This is a genomic window from Streptosporangium sp. NPDC002721 (assembly GCF_042888905.1).
In the GTDB taxonomy this organism is placed as follows: Bacteria; Actinomycetota; Actinomycetes; order Streptosporangiales; family Streptosporangiaceae; genus Streptosporangium.
Genome location: NZ_JBIAQI010000072.1, coordinates 1 through 10,741 on the forward strand (window position 1 = coordinate 1; position 10,741 = coordinate 10,741).

A 10,741-nucleotide genomic window follows, 5' to 3' on the forward strand; every position below is an offset into this window, starting at 1 on the left:
GCGCTGCTCGCCGTGTTGAAGTCTGGAGCGGCCTACCTGCCCCTCGATCCCGACTACCCGGCCGAACGCCTCGCCTACATGCTGGCCGACACCGCCCCGATGGCGCTGCTCACCACCGAGGTGGTTCGGCACCGGCTGCCGATATCCGACGTCCTGACGCTCGTCCTGGATAATCCAACGGTCCTGGCCGCCGCGGCGGCGGAACCGGATGGCAACCTAACGGACGCCGATTGGAGTGCCCGGCTGGACGTCCGGCATCCGGCCTATGTGGTCTACACGTCGGGTTCCACGGGGCGGCCCAAGGGCATCGTTATGCCCGGCGGCGCGCTGGTGAACCTGCTCTCCTGGCAGATCGCCGCTGACACGGCCGGTGTGGTGGGCCAGCTCACCTCAATAAGCTTCGACGTCTCCGTGCAGGAGATCTTCGGTGCCCTGCTCTCGGGCAGGGTCCTCGCTGTACCCGCCACCGAGGTGAAACAGGATCTCGCCGCGCTGGCCCTGTGGCTCACCGAGTACCGTGTGGAGGGGATCTCAGGCCCGCTTCCTGTGCTGGACACCCTGTTCGAACAGGCCGAGGACTCGGGCGTTCGGCTCTCGTCGCTGAGAGAAGTGGTGCAGGGCGGAGAACAGCTTGTGCCGGGCCCGGCCCTGCGCGCGGCCGCCGAGGACTCCGGTTTCAGGTTGCTGAACCACTACGGCCCGTCCGAATGCCATGTGGTCACCTGCGCGGTGCTCCCGGAGACGCCCGCCGAGTGGCCCGTTCCCGCACCGGTCGGCTTCCCGGTGGCTAACACCCGGCTTTTCGTGCTGGATGACGGGTTGCGTCCAGTCTCCGCAGGGGTGGTCGGTGAGCTGTACATCGCGACCGCCCAGATGGCGCGCGGCTATCTGAACAGGCTGGCTCTGACCGCCGAACGCTTCGTGGCGTGCCCGTTCGGGAGTCCGGGGGAGCGGATGTACCGGACCGGCGACCTGGTCCGGTGGCGCCAGGACGGCCAGATCGAGTTCGTGGGCAGGGGCGACCAGCAGGTGAAGCTCCGGGGCGTCCGGATCGAACCGGGCGAGATCGAGTCGGTCCTAACCCGCCATCCGGCCGTCGACCAGGCCGTGGTGGCGGTGCGCGACGACATCGGGGACCGGCGGCTGGTCGCCTATGTCGTCGCCGACGCGCCAGTCGATCCCGCCGAACTGAGCACGTTCGCGGCCGGTGTACTGCCCGGCTCGATGGTGCCGTCCGCGTTCGTGTTCCTAGGCGAGTTGCCGCTGATGCCGAACGGCAAACTCGACCGGCGCGCGCTGCCCGACCCCGGCTACGGACCGGACCGTGTCGTGAGCCCACCTCGTACACCCCGGGAGCGGGAGCTGTGCGCGGTGTTCGCCGAGGTCCTCGGTCTGGACCGGGTTGGTATTGACGACTCGTTCTTCGACCTAGGCGGGCACTCATTGACCGCGACCCGGCTGACCAGCCGGATCCGCGCCGTCCTCGACATCGAACTGCCCGTCCGGGACCTGTTCGAGGCGCCGACTGTCGCCGCGCTCGCCGCACGTCTGACTCCCGGCGCTCCGGTTCGGCCCCGGCCGTCCTCTGGTGACCTGCCCGGCGCTGTCCCGTTGTCTTTCGCCCAGCAGCGGCTCTGGCTGCTGAACCGACTGGATCCCGAGACTGCTGCTTACAACCTGCCATTCGTCGTGAAGCTGTCAGGAAGGCTGGACGTTCCGGTCCTGCGTGCCGCGCTGCGGGACGTGGTAGTTCGGCACGAGCCGCTGCGGACGGTCTTCCCCGAGGGAGCGGACGGCCGTCCGTACCAGCTCGTCCTCGACGCGGGAGCGGCCGTCCCTGTCCTGGAGGAGATCCGGTCGACTCCCGCCGAGCTGCCGGAAGGGCTCGATCGGCTGGCTGCGCGCGGTTTCGATCTGACGTCCGAGCCGCCGCTGCGGGCGACCCTGTACGCGATGGGCCCGGCGGAATACGTACTGGCGGTAGTGCTGCACCACATCGCGGGCGACGGTTGGTCACTCACCCCGCTGGCCCGTGATCTGGGCGCGGCCTACGCAGCACGAGCGCGGGGGGAGGCACAGCGGTGGTCGCCTCTGCCGGTCCGGTACGCGGACTACGCGGTATGGCAGCGGGAGCTGCTGGGGGACGAGGCGGATCCGGACAGCCTGTCCGGCAAGCAGATCGCCTACTGGCGAGAGGCGCTGGCCGGGTTGCCGGAGCAACTCGACCTGCCCGTCGACCGTCCCCGCCCGGCCCGGACCTCGCACCGGGGCGGCAGCGTTCCCGTCCGAATCGGCGCCAAGCCCTATGCGGACCTTGCCGCGCTGGCCAGGAAAACCCAAACGAGCCTGTTCATGGTGGTGCAGGCCGCTTTGGCAGTGTCGTTGTCCAGATGGGGGGCAGGGGAGGACATCCCCATCGGTACTCCGGTGGCCGGCCGCGACGACGAGGCGCTGGAAGATCTGGTGGGGATGTTCGTCAACACGGTGGTGTTGCGGAACGATCTCTCGGGCGACCCGACGTTCACCGAACTGCTGGAACGGGTGCGGGAGACCGACCTGGAGGCGTTCGCCCATCAGGACGTCCCGTTCGAACGGCTGGTGGAGGTGCTCAATCCGCCTCGGTCCCTGGCAAGGCACCCCTTGTTCCAGGTGATGCTCGCCTTCCATAACACAGCAGAGGTTCAGTTCGATCTGCCTGGGCTCGCCGCCGAGGCACGGCCTCTTCTTAGCGATACCGCGAAGTTCGACCTGTCGTTGCATCTGTGCGACACCGGCCACGGGATCACCGGGACGCTGGAGTACGCGATCGACTTGTTCGATGCGGCCACCGCAGAGGCCCTGGCCGCTCGGCTGGTGCGCGTGCTCATGGCGGTTGCGGCAGATCCGGGCGTGCGGATCTTGGCGCTGGAGATCCTGTCTGCCGAGGAACGGCGCCAGGTGCTTCTGGAGTGGAATGCCACCGCCGCAGAGGCGCCCCATGCGACGCTCCCCGAGCTGTTCGAGGCTCAGACGGCCCGCACCCCGGACGCCCCCGCCGTCCTGTGTGGCGAGGCCGTGCTGACCTACCGCGAACTCGACGAACAGGCCAATCGGCTGGCCCGGTATCTCGCCCGGAACGGGGCCGGACCGGAACGCGTGGTCGCGGTCGCCCTTCCTCGCGGCGAGCCGCTCGTCACCGCGCTGCTGGCGGTGTTGAAGACCGGAGCGGCGTATCTCCCGATCGACTCCGACCACCCGGCAGAACGTATCGCCTACATGCTCGCCGATGGGGCCCCGATCTGCGTGGTCACCGTCTCCGGCGCCCGAGGTCTCCCGCTCGGGACGGACCGTGTCCCGCGCATCGACCTCGACGATCCACGCACCGTCGCCGCCCTCGACCAGCCCGGCGACGCCACACCTCTGGCGTCGCCCAACCCCCGCAATCCCGCCTACGTCATCTACACCTCAGGCACGTCCGGCCGTCCGAAGGGCGTCGCCGTCCCGCACGAGGGTGTCGTCAACCGGCTCACGTGGATGCAGAACACGTACCGGCTCGGACCCGAAGACCGGATCCTGCAGAAGACGCCGACCGGATTTGACGTCTCAGTGTGGGAATTCTTCTGGCCTCTGCTGTCGGGTGCGGCGCTCGTGCTGGCCGAGCCGGAGGGGCACAAGGACCCCGTTTACCTGGCCGGTCTGATCCGCGGTGCCCGGATCACGACCCTGCACTTCGTGCCGTCCATGCTGCGGGTCTTCCTGCGCGGCCTGCCTGACCAGGGCGCCTTCCCCGATCTGCAGCGGGTCGTGTGCAGCGGCGAGGTGCTCGCCGCAGACCTGGCTGCCGAGTTCCATCGCGCTCTGCCCGGGGTCGAGCTACACAATCTGTACGGTCCGACCGAGGCGTCGATCGACGTGACCGCCTGGCGCTGTCGCCCGGACGACTCCGGCCCCGTGCCGCTCGGCGCGCCGATCGCGAACACCCGGGTCTTCGTTCTGGACGGACGGCTCATGCCAATGCCCGTAGGCGCTCCCGGAGAGCTGTACCTGTCCGGGGTCCAATTGGCCCGCGGCTATGCCGGACGCCCCGGGCTCACTGCGGAACGCTTCGTCGCTTGCCCATTCGGCGGGCCTGGCGAGCGCATGTACCGCACCGGCGACCTGGCCCGGTGGCGGGCGGACGGCGTGCTGGAGTATCTCGGCCGGACCGACGACCAGGTCAAGCTCCGCGGGTTCCGCGTCGAGCCGGGCGAGATCGAGACAATCCTCACTGATCACCCCGCCGTCGCCGAAACGGCGGTTGTGGTCCGCGAGGACCGTCCGGGGGACCGGCGGATCGTGGCCTACGTGGTTTACGATGCGGCCCCGGCCGAAGGCCCACCGGTGAACCCCGCTGCCCTACGGGCGTTCGCCGCCCGGGTCCTGCCCGCACCCATGGTGCCTGCCGCGATCGTCCCGCTCGATGCGCTGCCGCTTAGCCCGAACGGGAAACTCGACCGTAAGGCGTTGCCCGCCCCCGAGTTCACCGCCTCACCCGCCTCCCGGGCTCCACGCACCCCCGAGGAGGCCGCCCTGTGCGCGGTGTTCGCGGCGGTCCTCAATCTCGACAGGGTCGGCATCGACGACTCGTTCTTCGAACTGGGCGGGGACTCGATCCTCGCGATGAGCGTCGTAGCCCGGGCCCGGCGGGCAGGGCTCAGCCTCTCACCGCGTGAGATCTTTGTTCACCAGCGGATCGCGGAGCTGGCTCGGGTCACCGTGCCCGTCGACCCGGATAGTGCGGACCAAGAGCCCGAGGGCGCCGGAATCGGCCCGGTTCCGCTCACTCCGATCGTTGCCTGGCTGGCCGAACGAGCGTACCCGGTCAGCGGCTTTCACCAGGCAGTCGTCCTGCGTACCCCCGAAGGCTTGGACCTAGCGGAGCTCGGCACGATCCTCCGGCATCTCGCAGATCGGCACGACATGCTCCGCCTCCGTCTCGACCGGCCCGCCGGCAGGCCATGGCGCCCGGAGGTCCGGCCGCCGGGTGCGGTGGACACGGCGGAGCTAGTCCACCAGATGGATGCACAAGACTTGGACGACGTCGCGCTCGAGGCGGCGCTGCGGACGGCGGCGGACGCGGCCCGGCGGCGGCTGGACCCCGACGCGGGGCGGATGCTCCAAGCGGTGTGGTTCGACGCGGGACCGTCCCGTCCGGGCCGCCTGCTGCTGCTTCTGCACCATCTGGTTGTCGACGGCGTTTCGTGGCGGGTGCTCGTCCACGACCTGCGCGAGGCGTGGGAGGCGCTGCGTGCCGGTCGGCCGGTGGCGCTGCCGCCCGTGCCTGTATCGTTTCGCGCTTGGGCGTCCCGGCTGGCGGCCGAGGCTCCGGCACGGCTCGCGGAGCTGCCTTTCTGGGAGGCGGCCGTCCGGGCGGACGACCTGCCGTTCAGCGACGTCCCGCTCGATCCCGCACGAGACACCCGGGCCACTGGAAGGCAGCTCACCCTGCGGTTGCCGACCGCGACCACGGAACGGCTGCTGACCGTGGTCCCCGCGCGGTTCAACGCGGGCGTGAACGACGTTCTGCTCACCGGGCTCGCGCTCGCCGTCGCTGAATGGCGCGGACGGGAGGGACGCGCCTGCGGCACCCGGGTCCTAGTGGACTTGGAGAGCCACGGCCGGTACGACCCCGCAGGAGCCGACCTTTCCCGGACCATCGGATGGTTCACCAGCCTTTTCCCGGTCGGGCTCGATGCCGGTGAGGTCTCGTGGACCGAAGTCCGGGTTTCCGGGCCGGTCCTCGGCAGGGCGCTCAAGCGCGTCAAGGAACAGCTCCGCGCTGTGCCTGACGAAGGTGTCGGCTACGGGCAGCTCCGCTATCTCAATCCCGCCACCGCTCCGGTGCTGGCCGCGGCGAAGTCTCCGCAGCTCGCCTTCAACTACCTGGGGCGCGTCGGCACCGCGTCCGGTGAGCCGTGGGAACCGGTTCCCGAACTGCTCGGCACCGACCCGGAGAGCGCGTTCTCGCACGGAATCGAGCTGAACGTGGTGACGATGGGGGAGACCGCAGCACCGGTCCTGCACGCGGTGTGGTCCTGGCCAGCGGCGCTGCACACCCTCGACCGCATCGAGCAACTCGCGGCCTTGTGGTTCGAGGCGCTGGAGGCCCTGGCCGCCCATGACGGCACGGGCGGGTTCACCCCGTCTGACCTGCCGTTCGCGGAGTTAAGCCAGGAAGAGATCGACGATCTGGAATTCGAATGGGGGGCGAACAAGGGATGAGCCGATCGCGGATTGAGGATGTCCTGCCGCTGACGGCTATGCAGAGCGGCCTGCTTTTCCACGCCTCGTTCGACGAGGCGGACACCGATGTCTACACCGTTCAGACGGTGTTCGACTTGGCGGGTCCCGTCGATGCGGAACGGCTCGCCCGGGCCGCCTCGGCGCTGGTACAGCGGCATCCGGCCCTGCGCGCGGGATTCACCAGCACCCGTACCGGACGGGCCGTGCAGGTAGTGGCCCGCACCGCCCGGCCGGCCTGGCACCACGCGAACCTGCGCGGCTGCGATGACCCCGAGGCGGAGGCAGAGGCCCTGATCTCCCGGGAGCGTGAGCACCGCTTCGACCTGGCCGCGCCGCCGCTGCTGCGCTTCCTGTTGTGCCGCATCGGCGAGGCGAGGCACCGACTTGCGATCACCAACCACCACATCGTGCTGGACGGCTGGTCGATGCCGATCCTGCTGGGCGAGCTGCTCCACCTCTACGCGGCTGACGGCAGCGACGCAGCCCTGCCCCCCGTGCCGTCCTACCGCGACCATCTCGCCTGGCTCTCCGCTCAGGACGCCGACGCGGCCCGCCGGGCCTGGCGGGACGAGTTAACCAGGCTCGCCGGGCCGGTCGAGCCGACCTTCCTGGCGGGGGACGCAGCCGTCGCCAGCGCGGTGTGGCCGGAACGCGTGGACGCGGAACTGGACGAGGCGCTGACCGGGCGGCTGAACGACCTTGTGCGGCGGCATGGATTGACGCTGAACACGCTCGTCCAGGGCGGGTGGGCTCTGGTACTGGCGCGGCAGACCGGCCGTGACGAGGTGGTGTTCGGCGCCACGGTGTCCGGCCGTCCCACGGACCTCCCGGGCGTCGAGCGGATGGTAGGGCTGTTCACCGGCACGATCCCGGTGCGGACCGCGTTCGGCGCAGGGCCGTTCCTGGAGGAGCTGGTGGTGCTCCAGCGGCGGCAGGCCGCTCTGCTCCCGCATCAGCACCTCGGTCTCGCCGACATCCAGCGTGCGTGCGGCGCGGGCACGCTCTTCGACACCCTCGTTGTGTTCGAGAATTATCCGTTCGACCGGGGCGTGCTCGATGGCGCGAACGCCGGGCTGCAGATCACCGGTGCGATCGGCCGGGACGCCACCCATTACTCGGTGGCTCTCGTCGCCGTTCCCGGGCCGAGCCTGCGACTACGGCTGGACCACCGCCCCGACCTGGTTTCGAGGGCGACTGCGAGCGCGCTCCTTGCCCGGCTCGTCCGGGCGCTGGAGGCCGTCGCTGCGGACCCCGGACTCCCGGCGGCGGACATCGACCTCCTCATGCCGGACGAACGCCGTCGCGTCCTGTCCGACTGGCAGGGACGACGGGTGGACCTGCCGCCCAGAACCCTGCCGGAGCTGTTCCAGGCCCAGGTCGCGCGCACCCCGCACGTTCCCGCCGTGGTGTTCGAGGATACGGTCCTCACCTATGCCGAGCTGAACGAGCGGGCGAACCGGCTGGCGCGCCTCCTGATCCGGCGTGGTGCAGGCCCGGAACGGCGCGTCGCGCTGGCGGTGCCCCGTAGCGAAGCGATGATCGTGGCACTGCTCGCGGTGCTCAAGACCGGCGCGGCCTATCTGCCGCTCGACCTTGACTATCCGACCGACCGGCTCCGGTTCATGTGGCTCGACGCCGAACCCGCCTGCGTGGTCACCACCGGCGCGGCCGAAAGCGGGATCCCCGTCTCCGACGGCACCCCCCGCGTCGTCCTGGATGATCCGGCCGTTCAAGCCGCTTTAATGGCGGAATCGGAGCAGGATCCGACGGACAAGGACCGGTTGGCGCGGCTCGATCCGGCGCATCCGGCCTATGTGGTCTACACCTCGGGCTCGACGGGACAGCCCAAGGGCATCGTGATGCCGGGCGGCGCGGTGGCGAATCTGCTGTCGTGGCAGACCGCAGACGCGCCTCGCGGTGTGGTGGGCCAGCTGACCTCTGTCGGATTCGACGTCTCCGTGCAGGAGATCTTCGGCGCGCTACTGGCGGGTGGAATGCTCGCGGTGCCTTCGGCGGAGGTGAAACAGGACTTCACGGCGCTGGCACGCTGGCTGGTCGATCATGAGGTGGAGAGCGTTTCGGGCCCGCTGCCGGTACTGGATGCCCTGTTCGAGCAGGCCGAAGGGCTGGGGCTGGAGCTTCCCGCGCTGCGGGAGGTGGTCCAGGGCGGCGAGCAGCTGGTGCCCGGACTGGCGCTGCGCGCGGCCGCCGAGGAATCGGGGCTGCGGCTGGTCAACCACTACGGCCCGTCGGAGTGCCATGTGGTCACGGCGGCCGTGCTTCCGGAACGACCCGCGGACTGGCCCGCCCAGGCCCCGATCGGCCGCCCGGTATGGAACACCCGGCTCCACGTCCTCGACGACGGGCTGCGTCCGGTGCCGGTTGGCGTCGTTGGCGAGCTCTATGTCGCGGGGGCTCAGGTCGGGCGGTGCTATCTGGGGCGTCGTGCACTGACCGCCGAGCGCTTTGTCGCGTGTCCGTTCAGTGGACCCGGAGAACGGATGTACCGGACCGGTGACCTGGTGCGCTGGCGGTCGGACGGACAGCTCGAGTTCGTGGGCCGGGCCGACGACCAGGTGAAAGTCCGGGGGTTCCGGATTGAGCCGGGTGAGATCGAGTCGGTGCTGGCCTCGCATCCGGCCGTTGCCCAGACCGTAGTCGTGGCCCGAGCGGACTACGGCGGTGATCGCCGGCTCGTCGCCTATGTGATCGCAGAGAAGTCGGTCGAATCCGCCGAGCTGCGCGCGTTCGTGGCCGGGATGTTGCCTGCCCACATGGTCCCAGCGGCCTTCGTCTTCCTGGACGAGTTGCCGCTGATGCCGAACGGCAAGCTCGACCGGCGCGCGCTGCCCGTCCCCGAGTCCGCGACGGCCGTGTACCGCGCGCCTCGCACCACACGGGAGGAACTGCTGTGCGGCGCGTTCGCTGAGGTCCTCGGCGTGGACCGGGTCGGGATCGACGACTCGTTCTTCGATCTGGGCGGGCACTCACTGACCGCGACCCGGCTGGTCAACCGAATCCGTTCCGTGCTCGGTGCGGAGCTGCCCGTCCGAGCGCTGTTCGACGCTCCCACAGTCGCCAGCCTGGCCGAACGCCTCGTCGATGGCGGAGTCCGCCATCGGGTGACCGCTCGTGAACGTCCGGCCGAGATGCCGCTGTCGTCCGCGCAGCGGCGGCTTTGGTTCCTGAACCGGATGGAAGGCGGCTTCGGCACCTACAACATGCCGTTCGTGCTGCGTCTGCGAGGCACCTTGGACCCGCTCGCGCTCCGTGCGGCGCTGGACGACCTCGTGGCCCGACACGAGCCGCTCCGGACGGTATATCCCGAGGACGCGCGGGGCCGTCCCCGCCAAGTGATCCTCGCCTCGGCCGCTCCGGAGCTGACGGAGGTCCAGCTGGACCCGGCAGAGCTGCCCCGAGAACTCTCCGAACAGGCTGCGCGCGGTTTCGACCTCACGTCCGAGCCGCCGCTACGAGCGGCGCTCTTCAAGATGAGTCCGGACGACCATGTCCTGTCCGTGGTGATCCACCACATCGCGGCCGATGCCTGGTCGCTTACTCCGCTGGCCCGCGACCTCGGCGCGGCCTACGCGTCCCGGACACGCGGCGAGCCCTCCGGTTGGTCGCAGCTGCCCATCCAGTACGCGGACTATGCCCTATGGCAGAACGAGGTCCTAGGCGACGAGAAAGACCCGGACAGCCTAGCCGGGAAGCAGCTCGCCTACTGGCGGGAAACACTGGCCGGGCTGCCGGAGCAGCTCGACCTGCCCGTTGACCGGCCCCGTCCCGCGCGCCCCTCGTACCGGGGAGGGAACGCCCGGGTCAGGGTGGAGCCCGAACTGACGCGTAGTCTGACCGCGCTGGCCCGGCAGACAGGCGCGAGCCTCTTCATGCTCGTGCAGGCTGCGTTTGCGACCGTACTGTCCCGGCTCGGTGCCGGCTCGGACGTTCCCCTCGGCACCCCGGTGGCCGGACGTTCCGACGAAAGCCTGGAAGCCATGGTGGGGATGTTCGTCAACACGGTGGTGTTGCGGAACGATCTGTCGGGCGACCCGACGTTCACCGAGTTGCTGGAACGGGTGCGGGAGACCGACCTGGAGGCGTTCGCTCACCAGGACGTGCCGTTTGAGCGCCTCGTCGAGGCGCTCAACCCGGCTCGGTCTCTGGCCCATCATCCGCTGTTCCAGGTGATGTTTTCGTTCCAGAATGCTACGGACACCCGGCTCGACCTACCCGGCCTGACCGTCGAGGCCGCTGGGACGCCCGCGCCCGGCGCGCGGTTCGACCTGTCGCTCAGCCTCGCTGAGACCGATGGCGGCATGGAGGGCGCGTTGGAGTACGCGACCGACCTCTTCGATCAGGAGACGATCCAGGCCCTGGCTGCTCGGTTGGTGCGGGTGCTGGAGGTGGTTGCGGAGGATCCGGACAGGCGCATCTCGGCTCTGGAGATCCTGTCGGCCGAGGAGCGTCACCGGGTGAT

The 10,741-nt window shown here is 69.8% G+C and carries 2 protein-coding genes; both read left to right on the forward strand.

Features of this window, described 5'->3' with window-relative positions; genetic code table 11:
- Positions 1-12: 12 nt before the first annotated feature.
- Positions 13-6,240, forward strand: a complete 6,228-nt coding sequence (locus ACFYWM_RS44370; protein ID WP_389927820.1) for an amino acid adenylation domain-containing protein — start codon at positions 13-15, stop codon at positions 6,238-6,240.
- Positions 6,237-10,741 (forward strand): amino acid adenylation domain-containing protein (locus ACFYWM_RS44375; RefSeq protein ID WP_389927822.1); only part of this gene is annotated, 4,505 nt, incomplete at its 3' end. The genes ACFYWM_RS44370 and ACFYWM_RS44375, both read left to right, overlap by 4 nt.